Here is a 14,491-nt window from a genome sequence, read left to right on the forward strand (position 1 = left end):
ATGGCTAAACAACACTACACAATAGAATCATTCAGAGATACGCCTGCTGGTAGGCTTCCATCCAACGCCCACATTTTTGGAGAAAAGCACTCTAAGGAAAAGAAATCAAAAGCCAGAAAGAAGGAACCTAAAGCCCTAACCGAACTCAAAAACGTTTTAGATAGTTTGGAAATCGAATACGTTGAAGAACATAGGTTTCATGAATACCGAAAGTTTCGCTTTGATCTGGCTATCCTTGACCGCAAAGTTGCAATTGAATATGAAGGTGTCATGAGTAAGAAAAGCCGCCATACAACGGTAAATGGCTACTCAGTAGATGCAGACAAATACAACCTCGCTCAATCAATGGGATGGACAGTTCTTCGATACACAGTTATTAATTACAAAAATTTTGAAAACGATATTAAATCACTATTAAATAAATAAATCATGTTAAAACAACAAGTTAAAATCTTCAAATCAAATGAATGCGATGCCGAAACAGAAGTAAATATCTTCCTTAACGAAATATGTCCAATGGCAAGTACCGTAACTCCAGTATATAACGGAATTTTAGGAGGAATTGATTTTGTTGTAGTTTATTGTGTAAATACTGATGAAGCAATTGATATTGAAAAAATAAAAGCCAAAGCGGAGCAATGGGATGCACTTTATTCCAGAATTGAGAAATATTATTTCGATGAAAATGGAGATCCTTTGCCAGAAGATTTTGAAGGTGATGGATTGATATCAATTGGTGAAGCCGCTGCATCTGCATTTGGATTCTTTTAAAAACAAAAGGTGTCGAATTCGACACCATTAAAAAACAATATTATTCTCCTGGAGTATCATCATATTGCATAAGCATATATTTCCCTCTCTCGGAAATTTCCCAAAGAGATAATGCGGATTTCATGACACGATCTACAATTGGAGAACCTATACTGTTATGCCCAATTATGTTAGTCTCAAATCTAACTATATACTGATGATCACTTTCAAATTGACGAAATTCAAACAAACCATTTGTTCGTAATACTAAGGAATCAAGTCTGCCATCAACGTGATTCTCTAATAAATTTATTAATTGGCTTTTAGACGGCTGCATATTTTTTATTCAAAAATACAAATCATGACCGCAAAATCATTCAAAATATTAATTCCTTCAGAGTCATTTATCAAGAAGTCTGCTAACTACACATTTATCAATGCTGTAATAAGGCACATCCATTTTACAAGTGACAATGTAATGAAAGTAGATGATCACAGTCTATGTACTTTTGATTCTCAGTTTAAAAACCATCCAGAAGAAATTTGTGTGTTCTCTGACAATCTTTCAACGCTTAGGACAATCCTAAGATCTGTACCAAGGCAACCCGTTGTTTTACAATTTGATAGTACAACCGGAGATGACGACATTTATAAAATTTCTGTTACCGTTCAAATTTAATCAAATGACATGTGAGTATATGTTATTTCGCATTTTACATCATCTATTTTCCTAATTTTATTGCAATGAAATATCGCACCTTTTTTCATTTTTACTATAATAGGAAGTAGCTCAGTTTTAGGATTCTCTAAATATTTTAGTGGTTCAGATTCATTAATTGTAACAATTCTATCTGTAAGCAATTCAGTAACGTAGTAGTCCATATTTTAAATTTTAACTCCAAATATAATGAACAATCAAATATCCTTATTCGATACTCCAGAAGAAACTAGTCCAGTGATTCCAAAGCAAGAAACTCCCAAAGTGGACGAAAAGCCAAAGGATAAACCAAAAATAGTCCAGCCGCCAAAAGTTGAAACCATTCCAAACGATCAACTCACGGAAAAACAAAAGAAACTACTCCCCGACCGAATGAAAATTGGCAAATTCATTCGTGACTGGGAAGCGATAGAAATCCCAATTTGTAATGATCCTGATGCAAAAAGGATTATTGCCTTCATTCATGGCAGCATGGGTTTAATGAAATCCGAACTTTATGTATACATGAACCGATTAGGTTACACAGATCATTTGGAAGTTAGTGAGCCAAAGAAATATGATGTGAAAGGAGGTTAAATTTAAATTTTACAATATGAAATACAGTATTTGTTTAAAATTATATATTTGAAAAAATTAAACAAAATGACCCCTCAAAAAATAACATTTACAGTAACTAAATTTATTGATTCTTTAAATGCCACACATGAACCAATTCTACTAGATGTTGAAGCAGAAGAAGGTGCTGAAGAAAGAGATTGCTTTCCCGTAGTTCAAAAGAAGGTAGAAAAAGAAGGTGGTCGTATGATAATGGGGTGGCAAATCTGGCAATTCAAAGATCTATATATTGAAGCTGAATGTCACGCTGTATGGGAGGATAAAAATGAAGACTTACATGACATTACGCCTAAACCAGAAAGTGTAAAAAAAATTCTATTTGTGGAAGATTCAAATTTGATTTATGATGATAAACAAATAGAAAATATTATACTAAATACTAGTAATAATAAATTAGTAGATGATTTAATTGAAGTAAGTCATGCAATCTTTAAATTTGATAACAAAGGTATCCGGGCAGAAACATATAATCTTTCGGATATTTTAAATTCAGAACAAGTAGATTATAAAACATACCTATGGACAATGAGAGAAATGATAACTAGTATTCTTCAAAATAAAGGTAGTAGAAACTCAAAATGTCCATGTAATTCAGGAAAAAAATTTATTGAATGTCACAGGAAAGGATTTGAAACAAAAATTAAGTTAGACTTATAATTCTATTGGTTAACCAAAAAATTTGTATCAATACATATTATCCGTTCAATGTATTTCAGCTTAAGCGAACTCAAAATATGTATTGGTACATTCTGTATATCAGTAGTCTTTAACTAATAAATTCTAATTACCATTTTTTTATCATTATCAAAGTTCCATTGTACCTGCCACATTCTCCCATCAAATTGATCTAGCAATAAAAAGTTATATATGTTAGTTGTTGGATATAGAAAAAATCTACCATTCCTTTCTTCTCTTTCAGATACAAGTGATGTGTAAGATAGAGTTGACTCAAATCTATGATCCGAATCAGCTCCCCACTGGACTTGCGACATTTGCCCATTTCTAGTATTTAATTTGATGAAATTATACATATTTTTTGTGGCAAATAATCGATAAACAACCGAACTATCCGTAGATATATTTTGAACTGGGATTTGTGGTTCGGTTTGAGAATATGAGCTTTTTGCAAAGAATAAAATAACCAAGGTGATTAATCTGGCTTTCATGATGCGTTTTTAAGGGTTTCAAAAAAAATAAAGAAGTGTGAAGATACAATTATGTATTGGTACATTTAATTCGTAGCTTTATAAAAACCAAAACCTATGTCAGAATTTTGTCCTAAATGTGCACCCAAGTTTGGAATGGAGCCAGAACATCTTTACGAAGGTGAATTTTGCGAAGAATGTAGTATCCCTGGAACGCCCACAAAATGGCAATTGTTTGTGAGATGGATAAAAAACTATTTAGTCCGGCTTATATATAAGAAATATCATAGCAAATAAAAAGTGAGCAGTAAAAACAAAAATTACCATACTTAGATTGTATGGTAATTTTTGAATTAAAATAAACAATTGAAATTTAATTTTCAATAAGCGACAGCACCCAAAATAGATATATTGTAATATCCATAGCCACCTACTAGAGAACCTAAAACAACTCCATTATTAGAAGTACCACTACTTCCATGATTAATTGTATATGAATAATCTGATCCATCTGAGGAAAACATAGTTACACTATAACTAGCACTATTAAGTGTAACGTCATAAAACCATTGGTTTGTATTTGCAGGAACCGAAGCACTAAATGCAAAAGTATTAATGTTGTTATAAATATCAATACTAATTGCAACGTCAGAATTATTCTGTATATAAACAGAATTTACTGGTGGAGCAGAAATCAATTCTTGAAATATTGATTTTGCATTTGATACGAAACTAAAAGATAAAAATACCAAAATAAAGAGTGTGATCTTTCTCATTTTCAGAAGTTTTAAGTTAATAATACACCTAAGTTAAGTAGTAAATAATTTACTATTATTAATCCTTAAAAATATTTTTAATTGTAATATACTTTATATTGAATATTAAGTACAAATGATGAACTCATATAAATGTGCCTTTATACTTTAATTACATAGTCATATATTCGTGTTTTAAATTAAAACTAATAGATATATACTTCTAAATAATTTATGATGAGAAATGCGATAAAATCTCTTTTTTTATTATCTACTGTCATTTTATCTTGTTCAAAAGATAAAATTAAATCTGACGACATATTTAGCAATAACTTAATTGGAACATGGAGAATTGATTCAGGTTTTCAGTATCATAATAATCCAGATCCGATGAATTATAATTGGACTTATAAAGAAGCACCAACTTTATTCACCTTTAATAAAGACGGTAGTTATATAGGTACAGGATATTATGAATATAATGATGTGTCAACCTATACGATATTAGATAGTATAGTAATTACGAGAAGTATAAATACAGAACTGTTTCGATTCAAAATAAATTATCTGATCAAAACGAACAGTCAAATCGCGGTTTATAGTAATATTTCACCTTATCCAAATAGAGACTCCCTGATTTTATATATGACTAAGATTAAATAAAAAGGTCTATCTGTAGATACAAATAGACCCGCACTTAATAATTTAGAAGGGGCGTAAATATATAATTATTTAGTATTTATTTCATATCTTCATTAAGCATATTTACAATATTCTATATTTTAACACTAGGTCTTGAATATCCATTCAGGACCTTTTTAATTCCATCATTTTAAACGATAGAATTAAAAAATCCAAGCGTAGAAACACCTGGATTTATCCATTCTGAATCATATCAAATCATAAGTCTTAGTGTATAAACACAATGACGTAATTTTTATAATGTTATGCTTTGTGAAATTACGAATATTATAAATAAAAAATAATTTAATACTTTCACATGGGTTTTATAGGTTTTGGTCGAGCCGCGTTGTGTCTACATTGCGGCTCTTGTAATTAATATGAGTTATTAATTACAAAATGAATTTAATGAATTTCAATTAGTTGAAATAAAAAAATATGGTTGTCCAAATTGCTGCGTTTTCTCATATTTTCCAGCTACCAAATATAATAAATCGATGATATCTGAATAATAGTGTTACATTACATAAAATAGATAGGTATTATTCATAATGTTTCATTACATAATACCGACAAGTTTCCTATCTGTTACGCCCGACTTTTCTAAGTTGGGTTTGTCATATACTCAAATTTACGATTTTTTTTAGCTAAATCAAACGATTCGCGAATGAATAAGGTATTCTAAAATTAAATCGAACATGATTGTATTATTAACTGTTAAATGATTATAGGTAAAATTCCTATAATTTATATGATAAAATATAAAAGTTTAGAATCATGGCTTTGGCTCTTATTATATCTTATTTTTAATTTCATAATATGTTGGCTAGCTAGTTATGCCAAGTGCAAAATATAATTGCTCTATTGCAATAAAAATGTTAATTTAGAAGAATTACAAAAACCCTTTAATATTAATCATATGATCTTATCAATTATTATCTGTTCCTTATTAGCTGTTTATCTTGGAATAACGTCAAGGCCCAAAAAAAGTAAATAAAAAGCCCTTCACATAAAAATGTAAAGGGGCGTGAATAATCACTATCAATTAGTTCAATAAAGATATACAATTTATTGTGTTATTGTTTCTTTCAAAACTGCTTCAATTTCTTGAAGCCCAACAATCGAACCTTTATAAGTTGGATTACCAGCATTTTCGCCAGCTCGCAGTAACATTGTATTAATTGATTTCTCTAAATTATGAGAAACTGTTGCCGCGTTAATTCTAAACTCTCCCTTTGGAATTTGCACCGATTCAAAATAGGACTTCAAGCGCTCAAGCTCAGCCATCCACTCCGTTTTGCTATTATAATTGATCATGCCGCGCAAGGTAAGTGAGAATTGGATTTAATTATAATGAGAATGTAAAAAATCAATGCTAAATATTTTAGCAATTTGAATTATTTTTGCTATACAATGGCTGCACCAAAAAATAATCAGTTCTGGAAACAAAGATCAAAGCACGGATGTGATAAGTTATTTACCACGCCAGAATTATTGTGGGATGCAGCTTGTGAATACTTCACATGGATTGAATCAAATCCGCTTATCGAAATAAAATACGAAAATGGTAAAAGACGTCGATTACCAAAGATGAGAGCTATGTCAATGAAAAGCTTATGTTTTTTCCTTAAAACAAATGAAGCTTATTTTAGACAATTCAAGCAACGTATTGATAATAAAGACGATAAGTTATCAAAAGATTTCGCTACTATCATTGCAGATATTGAAACCGTAATTTTTGCCCAAAAATTTGAAGGTGCTGCAGCTGGATTTTTGAAAGAAAATATAATTAGTCGTGAACTCGGATTAGCAGATAAATCAGATGTGGATCATACAAATAAAGGCGAAAAGTTTGTTAGCCAGGAAGCGCCACAAATTATTGTGCAATATGGTACCGCTCCACCTTTGGCATCCAGCGAAAATGATATAGATACAAAAAAGGAGGTGTAAAATGGTAAGTGCATCTCCAATGTTTTTGGTTACGCCAGTATATCATGCTAACTATAATTCAACTGCAAATGTTGTAATCAATCAAGGCGGTACCGACAGCGGAAAAACTTATGCGATTATGCAGTTGCTTCTGACTAAGGCAATTACATTTGATGCGCCACATGAAGACCCTATTATTACTGTTGTTGGCGAGTCTGTTCCAAACTTGAAAAAAGGTGCATGGAGAAAGGCTAAAGAGATTATTGGAAATACTCCAATGCTGCAATCCTATATAAAAGGGACAATCAATGAATCAGATCGTATTATAAATTTCATTACCGGCTGGACAATGGAGTTTATCTCTTGTACGGATGAACAATCAGCTAAGCAAGGCAAAAGGCAGTATTTGTTTGTAAATGAAGCAAACGGTATCAACTATCCTATTTTTTGGCAATTGGCAAAACGTACTAGGCGGCAAACATTTATTGACTATAACCCCTCAGCTCCTTTTTGGGCTCATGAAAATCTTATTGGAACGGACAAATTTAGTAATGACTTATCTGCGAGCGTTCAGTTAATTATTTCTGATCACAGACACAATACATTCTTATCTGAAGAAGACCATTTTAGAACGGAAAATATTAAGGATCCTGAACTTTGGAAAGTGTATGCACGCGGAAAGACTGGAAATCTATCTGGTTTAATATTTCCAAATTGGCGCAAAATTCCAGATGATCAATTTCCTTGGGATGCACCTTTTGTAGGCGGCTTAGACTTTGGATATACCAATGATCCAACAGCTGGTGTGAGAGTGTCCAGAGTGGGCGATTCTATATTTATCCATGAGTTATTCTATGAAACCGGACTAGCGCCAGTAAAACAAGCTCAGTTGTTCCGTGCAAATGGTTTTGATACCAATTCTATTATCTATTGCGAACATGATCCTGATAGTATCGCAGCACTCCGAAAACAACGCCTTAAAGCATTACCGGCAAGAAAAGGAAAAGGTAGTATTAATGCAGGTATTCAATTTCTCAAACAATTCAATGTATTCTACACAGCTTCATCAGAAAATATCCATAACGAGAAAACAAAATACATGTGGTTAACTGATCCAGCAACGGGGAAATCAACCAACACCGCAATAGATCAATTCAATCACCTAATGGATGCTTCTCGTTATGGGGCTTATACAATGTGGGGGTTAAGGGCGTAATGTAAAATACTTAATATCCTATCAAATGCAATACCGTTTTTGAAGCTACATCTATGATAAACTTTTTGAATATTTCCTTTACAAGAGGAAAGCTCGCCTTTCTACATTTACCTAGAAAGATAGAAAGATTTTTAATAGTTTCCCTTTTAGTCGTTGAAGTGATATTATCTTTTAATGTTTCTAAATTTGATTTTAATGCTTCTAGTTGCTCGATTTTATCTCTATTATTAGCATTTAATTTTGATTTTTCTATTGCGGTATCTAAATTATTTTCAACGTCTAAATAAAAATTGTAAATAACATCTTGTTGTTCGAAATTTAAAGGGTTATTTAATGTTTCATCATTTGGGTCTAATTCAAATTTTTCATAATATTCACCTGCATAAAAGTTTGCAATATCTTCATTATACAAATACTCAACTTTCTTGTATTCTTTTATAAGCAAAACCCATGTATTAACTATAGAGCTTAATGAATTAAAATTTATTTCCGATTTTAAAGATTCACTTTTTAGCCCATTTGAGGGATAATATTCTACATCAATAACAAATGAATTGCCTTTAATATTTGAGGAAGAAATAATGAAATAAAATGAGTCATTTATATTAGACCTTATTTCTATCAATAGAGTTTTGTTGTATTTAGCAAATAAAACATCATTATGTTTTTTCAACAATTCATTTATTGCTGTAGCAATAGTTATAGGTATGAAGGGTTTATTATCAGCCATTTTTTATTTACAAATATAAAGTCTAACATAACAATAATTTACTTTATTCAATAAATAAAAACCCTTTGGCTATTAACCAAAGGGGTAAATCTAAAAATATGGAAGAAACTAAGAAACCAGGCGACAACAAAACTAAATAAATTAGTTTATAAATACTAACTTTATTAGTATTTAATTATCTTTGTTTGAGAAATTTCCATTATGGCTATAAAAGTTTTGAGATTAAATGAATTCAGATGTACATGCTGCAATTATCTACTCGCAAAACTGAATATGCAAATAGGAATAATGGAAACTAAATGTCCAAAATGTAAGACTATCAATAGGATAGAAACTATTAAGGATAAAACAAAAATAGACGGCCAATAGAGCTGCAATAAATTAAGTCGGATAAATAAATTAAGATCGCCAGGAGCGGCAATATCATTACAGAAATGTAGTGTTATTGCCGCTTTTTTCATATTACCCAATGAAAGAATTGTCAACGCAGAAAATACAAAAATTGTCAGTCTCAACGAGACTAAAAGCGGCTGGTGGACAATTGGTTCGTGGAAACCTTGGAAATGCGGTCAAATGCTTAACGGTAAGTTCTGAAAAGGTAATTGATAGTTCCAACTACAGAGGTAGTTCTTTCTTTTGGGGTTCAAATGGCGAAGAAGTTTATTTCGATTATAGTGGCCGTAATAGTTCTTTGACAGCGTATAAGTATTGCTCTCCAGTCTTTTCCATAATTACACAAAAGGCGCAAGCTTTAGCTAATGGTCAAGTTTGGATATTAGATACTCAAGGACAAAACAATGGCAAAGAATCTGTTACTCCAATTGCTAAACAATTGAGAGCGTTGATGTATAGACCAAATTTCTTTCAGTCCTGGAAACAGTTGGAAGGTCAACTCTATACAAATGTGCAAATACACGGCTTTGCAGTATTACTTCCTATTGTTCCAGTTGGTTTTGAGCGTATTGAAGCAAAGAGGTTGTGGTGTATTCCAAGCCATCTATTGACGATCACATTCAAAACTAATATTTCCTATTTCCAAGCTGAGTCATTTGCAGATACTATTGAATCGATCTATTTGAGTGCTGGTGGAGTTTCAACACAAATGAATCCAGCAGATTTAATATTTATCAATGACACTACAACCAGTTGTGATATTGTAGGCCTTGCAACAAGTAGATTAGAGCCAAACCAACAGCAAATTAATAACATCATCGGTGCAATGTCTGCTAGAGGTTCTTTGATTAGTACACGTGGTGCATTAGGGTTATTGACTCAAAATCCTAATGCAATGGGAGAAATCCCAATGAGCCCTGAAGAAAAAGAATCTCTACAAAATGACTTCAAACGCTATGGCATCCAAAAGAACCAATGGAAAGTAATCATAACTGATATGTCTTTGAATTGGCAACAAATGGGTTTTGCAACTAAAGACTTAATGTTATTCGAGGAAATTGATGATGACGTTCAAAAACTATGTTATAGTTATGGATATCCATATCAACTATTTAGTAGCAATGGTAAAGCTTCTTCAATGGCAGGAACAGAGGTTGATTCTTGGATGAAAAGACTATATGAAGGCTCCATTATTCCAGAAGCAAATAATCTCTATGAGCAATTAAACAGAGCCTTCAATCTCGATCGATACAACTTAGTAATCGACAAAGACTTTAGTCAACTATCTGTATTACAAGAAAATGAAAAAGAAAAAGCAGCGGCTAGGCTTACTAGAAACAATGCTTTGCAAATTGAATTTTTCTGCAATCTTATTACGCTCAATCAATGGCGTGTAGCCAATGGAGAGGATCCTGTTTCACAGACCAATGGTATTGGTGATAAGTATTACTATGAATTAGTGTCCTTAGGAATCGTATTTAAAACATCTTCAAATAGTTCTCAAAATGGAAATAACGAAAACGGCGGATCAAGCGCAACTACAAGTTAAGCAGCAACTTGAAAAGCAATACAAAGAAGCTGAAAGCGAAGCCATCAGATCTATAATCAAGAAAAAGCTCGAAACAGTAAAGCAATCTATTTATAACAACGAAAATTCGATCACAAAATGTCCTTCTTAGTAGAAAGTAAAACATTGAATAAAAAATACACTGACAAAAAAATGTTAGTGCGTGATCTTATTACCAATAAGGACGAAATAATCCTTCTTAAAAAAGCTGCCATTAAAAAAACGGATGAAGTCGGTTACAGAATAAAAGAATCTTCTAGTACTGCGAAAGCGGATAATGGAGATAATAATCCAATTCTACAACTGGGTGATACTATTCATAGTGTTATAAACACAACGAACATTATAGATAGTCATGACGACTTGCATTTACCAGGTATCTGGAATAAATCCGTTGCAGAACAGAATGGTAAAACATTCCATCTCGTAGGGCACAACTTTGATTTTAGTCAAATAGTAGGTTATCCGAAAAATGTATCTATTGAGGTTAGAACATTGCCCTGGGCTTCATTAGGCAAAGATTACGATGGTTATACAGATGCTTTGATATTTCATACTATCATGAGTGATAAAACTAATCCTGATGTATTCAAGGCATATCGTGATAATGATCCAGTTCAACATTCAATTAGAATGAAATATGTAAATCTTTCTTTGGCTATCAATGATCCAGAAGAAAAGTCATATTTCGACCGCTGGAATACTTATTATCCATCAATTGCCAATAAAGAGGTGGCGGATGAATTAGGATATTTCTGGGCAGTCTCAGAAGCTCAAATTTACAAAGAAGGATCTACAGTCCTTTTTGGTTCAAATAGTGAAACGCCTTATCAAGGCTTTACTCCCAATAATGCTGAAAATAAAGATAATCAACAGCCGTCCGGTAGCACTACAAAAAAGCCGCTCACCAACACTGAACAAGTATTTGACTTAAGTGCAGCGATTCAAAAAACAAATTTTATCATCTAATCAATCATTCAAAATGAACGAGAAAGAATTTCAAGACTTAGTTGCCAAAGTTGGCGCAGAAGCGGCTAACAAAATCAAAGCTGAAATGGACGGTTATGACGCCAAAATGAAAACCATTGCTGAGGATGCAGTTAAAAATGGAGGCGGCCTTACCAAAGAACAGTTTGAAACCTACAAGACCAGCTCTGAAACAGCAATAAACGAGATCAAAGAAATTGCTAAAAAGCAAGGAACAACTTTGGCTCAATTACAATTGTCCGGTGGAAAAGAGGAAACAAAATCAATCGCATCCGTTTTCGCTGAAAACAATGATGAATTGAAAAAAGTTTATAGTCAAAGGTCTGGAACAGTTGACTTTATGGTCTATAAAAACTCAAAAGGAGAATGGACTGCCAGAAAACATGATCCATTAGCAGCTAAAGCAGCTGGTCCACACGCGACAATTGATGCCGTTGGCGCTGCTGGCAATACAGCATCTATCTCTCAAGCCTTTGGAGCAGCAACATTATTGAGAATGGGTGCAAATGCTGATATTGTAAGTCAATACAGAAACACTCCTTGGATTTTCGATTTAATCAATACAACACAAGCGGGATGGAGTGATTTGCCATTTGTGATCTGGTTCGAGGAACAAGCAAAACAAGGTGGTTCAACATTGGTAACTGAAGGTGGTACAAAACCTCCAGTTCAATATACTTACAAACTTCGTTCTAGCGAGTATAAAAAACGAGCTCAATTGTTGAGTTTCACAGAAGAGTTCAATCTTGATTTTTCTCGCTTGCAAAGTGACATTATCGGTAAAGGTCAAACGGATTTGATTAACCAAATCAATTCTGATTTATTGACTGGTATCACAAATGCAGCAACTGCATACAATACAGCAGCGTCTTTCACTGGTGGTGTAGCTTTCGCTGATGCAAACGACTTCGATGTTATCGCAGCATTGGCAGCACAAGTTGATAATGCTACGTATGGCAATAGCACTAACGCGGCAATCATGAGTACTTTCAAAAAGTATCGCATGGGTGTAACAAAATCAACAACTGGCGAATACATTGATCGTCCTTCCGTATTGGATGCAGTGAATTTCATTGGTAATCCAGATATGGCAGCAGATGCATTGCTTGTTGGAGACTTGAAACAATACAACGCCATTTTACGTGGTGGATTTATTGTAAAAGTTGGTTACAACGGAACTGACTTTGGCGAAAACAAATTCTCTGTGGTTCAAGAACAATTCTACTTTGACTATATCTCTGATATCAGAAAAGCAGCATTAGTAAAAGGACCAAACTTCGCTGATGTTAAAACTGCATTAGCATCGGTAGGTGCTGGCGGTGGAGAATAATCCAAATTAATTAATCGGTAAGCTGGTCTATATGATCAGCTTACTATAATTCTTATTTAAAATGGAGAATACAAATTCGACAGAGTCTGTTTTTGGTGCAAAAGTTTCTAATATCAATGTTGGAGAAAATCAAAAACACAAAATCCCAACAGGAACAGTTGCCGTATATGTGGAATATCCTGAGTCCTATAAAGGAAATCGTCATTATCCAAATAAGACGATACAGCATGTAAGTCCAGAAAGTAAAGCTTTGTTTATCAAGGCTGGTTTTGGATTTGAAGCTAGCGTTGATGTGAATACTAAGTCTGATAATCAAGTTGATCCTCTAGTATCTGATGCAAACCCAGAAACTCCAACATCTGATCAAGGGGAAACGGCATCAAGTGATTCCATAGATGACATTCAAGCTGAAATCAATGCAGCTAGTGCACCAGATGCGAATGATAGTGCTCCAGTAGCTGATGCAGTAAGCGAAGAAACTGAAAGTGCTGATCAAGGGGAAACGGTTGAGGAAAAGGCAAAGGCTTCTAAAACAGCTAAAAAATAGTTCATAATGGCAATCATCGACAATTGTTATTTCAAAGGAGAATTACTTATTCCAAATGCGAATGAAACAGGTGCACCAGTCGGTGTGTATCTGAATGCATTGGTACCAGGATTTGAGGAAGATCTATTGCGACAAGTATTGGGACATGAGTTGTATGAGCAGTTTATTGCATGGTATAACGCAACGCCAGATGACACAGAAAGCAAGTGGGCTAAAATTCTAAAAGGAGTTTCTTTTCAAGGAGGAAAACTAGATTTTAGATTGTATTGGAATGGTTTTAAGTCCAACAATAGTCCAATTGCTCAATATTGCTACTATCAATTCAAAAAGATAGATGCAACGCAAAGTGTTGATGGCGGTGAAGTTCATACCAATTCTCAAAACGCATCCAACGCATCTCCCCTACGTAAAATGGTTACAATTTGGAATAAAATGGTTGACCAACTATGTACACTAAAAATGTACATGGATAGTTCTGACGATTTTAAAACTGATGAAGATTGGATTTTACAAAGCAAGTATGCGTGTTTGAATGAAGTGTATAAAAAAGTAAATGCTTTTGGTATATGATTCCAGTAATAGTTGACATATTGAGAGAAGTAACACAAAAGACTTCAACCAAATTACAAGGTTTATTGCAAAATAAACCTATCAACTTTTTGCATGGCCATCCAGAGGAAATACAAGATACACTCATTGAAATGACGAAAGCTTTTGCGATGGATCCAACTCAACCAAATAAATATCCATTAATCGCAGTTTATCAAGATTTTCCTGAGAAATTAGGATCTGAAAGTGCTGTAATTACTAAGGCGACTTTGCCAATGATCGTTATAGCATGCCTTACGGATAATAAATACAAAGCGCCAAAGCGTATGGAGGTAAATTTCAAACCTCTACTCTACCCTATTTACGAGGAATTTATCAAGCAATTAAAGAAATCATCTGCTATTCTTCCAAATGAATACAATGAAATCTTACATACTAAAATAGATCGCTTGTATTGGGGTACGAATACCGCTGGAAAGACTTTAAATGATTATGTCGATGCAATTGAAATTATGAATATGGAACTCAGGGTTCAAAGAATTACAAATTCATGTGCTCACAAACTTTAATCACTATTTA

General features: G+C 33.2%; 21 protein-coding genes. 16 read left to right on the forward strand and 5 right to left on the reverse strand.

All coding sequences use genetic code 11. From position 1 onward, the window contains the following. Together E0W69_RS09310 and E0W69_RS09315 are read left to right on the forward strand one after the other, a co-directional pair. Positions 1-426: a hypothetical protein gene (locus E0W69_RS09310; protein WP_131329790.1), complete on the forward strand. Its 426-nt coding sequence runs from the start codon at positions 1-3 to the stop codon at positions 424-426. Positions 427-429: 3 nt separating this feature from the next. Next, the gene (locus E0W69_RS09315) at positions 430-771 is read left to right on the forward strand and encodes a hypothetical protein (protein WP_131329791.1); all 342 of its coding nucleotides are present in this window, start codon (positions 430-432) and stop codon (positions 769-771) included. Between the two features lie 40 nt (positions 772-811). On the opposite strand, the gene E0W69_RS09320 is transcribed toward E0W69_RS09315, so the two are convergent. Next, the gene (locus E0W69_RS09320; RefSeq protein ID WP_131329792.1) at positions 812-1,087 is read right to left on the reverse strand and encodes a hypothetical protein; all 276 of its coding nucleotides are present in this window, start codon (positions 1,085-1,087) and stop codon (positions 812-814) included. Between the two features lie 24 nt (positions 1,088-1,111). On the opposite strand from E0W69_RS09320, the gene E0W69_RS09325 reads away from it, so the two are divergent. The 3 genes from E0W69_RS09325 to E0W69_RS09335 all read left to right on the forward strand — a co-directional run bounded on the left by E0W69_RS09325 (position 1,112) and on the right by E0W69_RS09335 (position 2,740). Further along, entirely contained in the window at positions 1,112-1,429 is a 318-nt protein-coding gene (locus E0W69_RS09325; protein ID WP_131329793.1) for a hypothetical protein, read from the forward strand. 228 nt (positions 1,430-1,657) lie between these two features. Continuing rightward, entirely contained in the window at positions 1,658-2,044 is a 387-nt protein-coding gene (locus E0W69_RS09330; protein WP_131329794.1) for a hypothetical protein, read from the forward strand. Positions 2,045-2,092: 48 nt separating this feature from the next. Beyond that, complete coding sequence (locus tag E0W69_RS09335) at positions 2,093-2,740, forward strand: SEC-C metal-binding domain-containing protein (protein WP_131329795.1); 648 nt, start codon at positions 2,093-2,095, stop codon at positions 2,738-2,740. A gap of 113 nt (positions 2,741-2,853) precedes the next feature. Here the strand turns inward: E0W69_RS09335 and E0W69_RS09340 are convergent, their stop codons facing one another. After that, a complete protein-coding gene (locus E0W69_RS09340; RefSeq protein ID WP_131329796.1) occupies positions 2,854-3,249 on the reverse strand; it encodes a hypothetical protein in 396 nt (131 codons plus the stop codon). A gap of 359 nt (positions 3,250-3,608) precedes the next feature. Further along, the gene (locus tag E0W69_RS09345) at positions 3,609-4,004 is read right to left on the reverse strand and encodes a hypothetical protein (protein ID WP_131329797.1); all 396 of its coding nucleotides are present in this window, start codon (positions 4,002-4,004) and stop codon (positions 3,609-3,611) included. Between the two features lie 216 nt (positions 4,005-4,220). Between E0W69_RS09345 and E0W69_RS09350 the strand changes: the two genes are divergently transcribed. Continuing rightward, positions 4,221-4,646, forward strand: a complete 426-nt coding sequence (locus E0W69_RS09350; RefSeq protein WP_131329798.1) for a hypothetical protein — start codon at positions 4,221-4,223, stop codon at positions 4,644-4,646. 1,086 nt (positions 4,647-5,732) lie between these two features. On the opposite strand, the gene E0W69_RS09355 is transcribed toward E0W69_RS09350, so the two are convergent. Continuing rightward, positions 5,733-5,951: a DUF6965 family protein gene (locus E0W69_RS09355; protein WP_131329799.1), complete on the reverse strand. Its 219-nt coding sequence runs from the start codon at positions 5,949-5,951 to the stop codon at positions 5,733-5,735. A gap of 126 nt (positions 5,952-6,077) precedes the next feature. On the opposite strand from E0W69_RS09355, the gene E0W69_RS09360 reads away from it, so the two are divergent. Then, a complete protein-coding gene (locus tag E0W69_RS09360) occupies positions 6,078-6,614 on the forward strand; it encodes a terminase small subunit (RefSeq protein ID WP_131329800.1) in 537 nt (178 codons plus the stop codon). 1 nt (position 6,615) lies between these two features. Further along, positions 6,616-7,809, forward strand: coding sequence for a terminase large subunit (locus E0W69_RS09365; protein ID WP_131329801.1), 1,194 nt, complete (start codon positions 6,616-6,618; stop codon positions 7,807-7,809). Positions 7,810-7,819: 10 nt separating this feature from the next. Here E0W69_RS09365 and E0W69_RS09370 read toward each other — a convergent pair whose 3' ends face one another. Continuing rightward, entirely contained in the window at positions 7,820-8,539 is a 720-nt protein-coding gene (locus E0W69_RS09370; RefSeq protein WP_131329802.1) for a hypothetical protein, read from the reverse strand. Positions 8,540-8,740: 201 nt separating this feature from the next. Between E0W69_RS09370 and E0W69_RS20840 the strand changes: the two genes are divergently transcribed. The 8 genes from E0W69_RS20840 to E0W69_RS09405 all read left to right on the forward strand — a co-directional run bounded on the left by E0W69_RS20840 (position 8,741) and on the right by E0W69_RS09405 (position 14,481). After that, on the forward strand, positions 8,741-8,908 hold the full coding sequence (locus E0W69_RS20840; protein ID WP_131329803.1) for a Com family DNA-binding transcriptional regulator: 168 nt from the start codon (positions 8,741-8,743) through the stop codon (positions 8,906-8,908). 100 nt (positions 8,909-9,008) lie between these two features. Next, complete coding sequence (locus tag E0W69_RS09380; RefSeq protein WP_131329804.1) at positions 9,009-10,481, forward strand: phage portal protein; 1,473 nt, start codon at positions 9,009-9,011, stop codon at positions 10,479-10,481. Next, on the forward strand, positions 10,438-10,611 hold the full coding sequence (locus tag E0W69_RS20470; RefSeq protein ID WP_191968020.1) for a hypothetical protein: 174 nt from the start codon (positions 10,438-10,440) through the stop codon (positions 10,609-10,611). The genes E0W69_RS09380 and E0W69_RS20470 overlap by 44 nt, the downstream gene beginning before the upstream one ends. Continuing rightward, positions 10,599-11,468, forward strand: a complete 870-nt coding sequence (locus E0W69_RS09385; protein WP_131329805.1) for a hypothetical protein — start codon at positions 10,599-10,601, stop codon at positions 11,466-11,468. Before E0W69_RS20470 ends, E0W69_RS09385 begins: the two co-directional genes overlap by 13 nt. Before the next feature lie 13 nt (positions 11,469-11,481). Continuing rightward, a complete protein-coding gene (locus E0W69_RS09390; RefSeq protein ID WP_131329806.1) occupies positions 11,482-12,816 on the forward strand; it encodes a hypothetical protein in 1,335 nt (444 codons plus the stop codon). Between the two features lie 61 nt (positions 12,817-12,877). Further along, positions 12,878-13,363: a hypothetical protein gene (locus tag E0W69_RS09395; RefSeq protein WP_131329807.1), complete on the forward strand. Its 486-nt coding sequence runs from the start codon at positions 12,878-12,880 to the stop codon at positions 13,361-13,363. 6 nt (positions 13,364-13,369) lie between these two features. Beyond that, positions 13,370-13,933 (forward strand): hypothetical protein, encoded by a 564-nt coding sequence (locus tag E0W69_RS09400; RefSeq protein ID WP_131329808.1) that lies wholly within the window; start codon positions 13,370-13,372, stop codon positions 13,931-13,933. Beyond that, entirely contained in the window at positions 13,930-14,481 is a 552-nt protein-coding gene (locus E0W69_RS09405) for a hypothetical protein (RefSeq protein ID WP_131329809.1), read from the forward strand. Before E0W69_RS09400 ends, E0W69_RS09405 begins: the two co-directional genes overlap by 4 nt. The last annotated feature ends 10 nt before the right edge of the window (positions 14,482-14,491 follow it).

It is taken from the genome of Rhizosphaericola mali (genome assembly GCF_004337365.2).
Classification (GTDB): Bacteria; Bacteroidota; Bacteroidia; order Chitinophagales; family Chitinophagaceae; genus Rhizosphaericola; species Rhizosphaericola mali.

Coding starts and splice junctions, on each gene's coding strand:
- E0W69_RS09310 (WP_131329790.1), top strand. CDS start 1: ATGGCTAAACAACACTACACAATAGAATCATTCAGAGATACGCCTGCT.
- E0W69_RS09315 (WP_131329791.1), top strand. CDS start 430: ATGTTAAAACAACAAGTTAAAATCTTCAAATCAAATGAATGCGATGCC.
- E0W69_RS09320 (WP_131329792.1), bottom strand. CDS start 1,087: ATGCAGCCGTCTAAAAGCCAATTAATAAATTTATTAGAGAATCACGTT.
- E0W69_RS09325 (WP_131329793.1), top strand. CDS start 1,112: ATGACCGCAAAATCATTCAAAATATTAATTCCTTCAGAGTCATTTATC.
- E0W69_RS09330 (WP_131329794.1), top strand. CDS start 1,658: ATGAACAATCAAATATCCTTATTCGATACTCCAGAAGAAACTAGTCCA.
- E0W69_RS09340 (WP_131329796.1), bottom strand. CDS start 3,249: ATGAAAGCCAGATTAATCACCTTGGTTATTTTATTCTTTGCAAAAAGC.
- E0W69_RS09345 (WP_131329797.1), bottom strand. CDS start 4,004: ATGAGAAAGATCACACTCTTTATTTTGGTATTTTTATCTTTTAGTTTC.
- E0W69_RS09350 (WP_131329798.1), top strand. CDS start 4,221: ATGAGAAATGCGATAAAATCTCTTTTTTTATTATCTACTGTCATTTTA.
- E0W69_RS09355 (WP_131329799.1), bottom strand. CDS start 5,951: ATGGCTGAGCTTGAGCGCTTGAAGTCCTATTTTGAATCGGTGCAAATT.
- E0W69_RS09360 (WP_131329800.1), top strand. CDS start 6,078: ATGGCTGCACCAAAAAATAATCAGTTCTGGAAACAAAGATCAAAGCAC.
- E0W69_RS09365 (WP_131329801.1), top strand. CDS start 6,616: ATGGTAAGTGCATCTCCAATGTTTTTGGTTACGCCAGTATATCATGCT.
- E0W69_RS09370 (WP_131329802.1), bottom strand. CDS start 8,539: ATGGCTGATAATAAACCCTTCATACCTATAACTATTGCTACAGCAATA.
- E0W69_RS20840 (WP_131329803.1), top strand. CDS start 8,741: ATGGCTATAAAAGTTTTGAGATTAAATGAATTCAGATGTACATGCTGC.
- E0W69_RS09380 (WP_131329804.1), top strand. CDS start 9,009: ATGAAAGAATTGTCAACGCAGAAAATACAAAAATTGTCAGTCTCAACG.
- E0W69_RS20470 (WP_191968020.1), top strand. CDS start 10,438: ATGGAAATAACGAAAACGGCGGATCAAGCGCAACTACAAGTTAAGCAG.
- E0W69_RS09385 (WP_131329805.1), top strand. CDS start 10,599: ATGTCCTTCTTAGTAGAAAGTAAAACATTGAATAAAAAATACACTGAC.
- E0W69_RS09390 (WP_131329806.1), top strand. CDS start 11,482: ATGAACGAGAAAGAATTTCAAGACTTAGTTGCCAAAGTTGGCGCAGAA.
- E0W69_RS09395 (WP_131329807.1), top strand. CDS start 12,878: ATGGAGAATACAAATTCGACAGAGTCTGTTTTTGGTGCAAAAGTTTCT.
- E0W69_RS09400 (WP_131329808.1), top strand. CDS start 13,370: ATGGCAATCATCGACAATTGTTATTTCAAAGGAGAATTACTTATTCCA.
- E0W69_RS09405 (WP_131329809.1), top strand. CDS start 13,930: ATGATTCCAGTAATAGTTGACATATTGAGAGAAGTAACACAAAAGACT.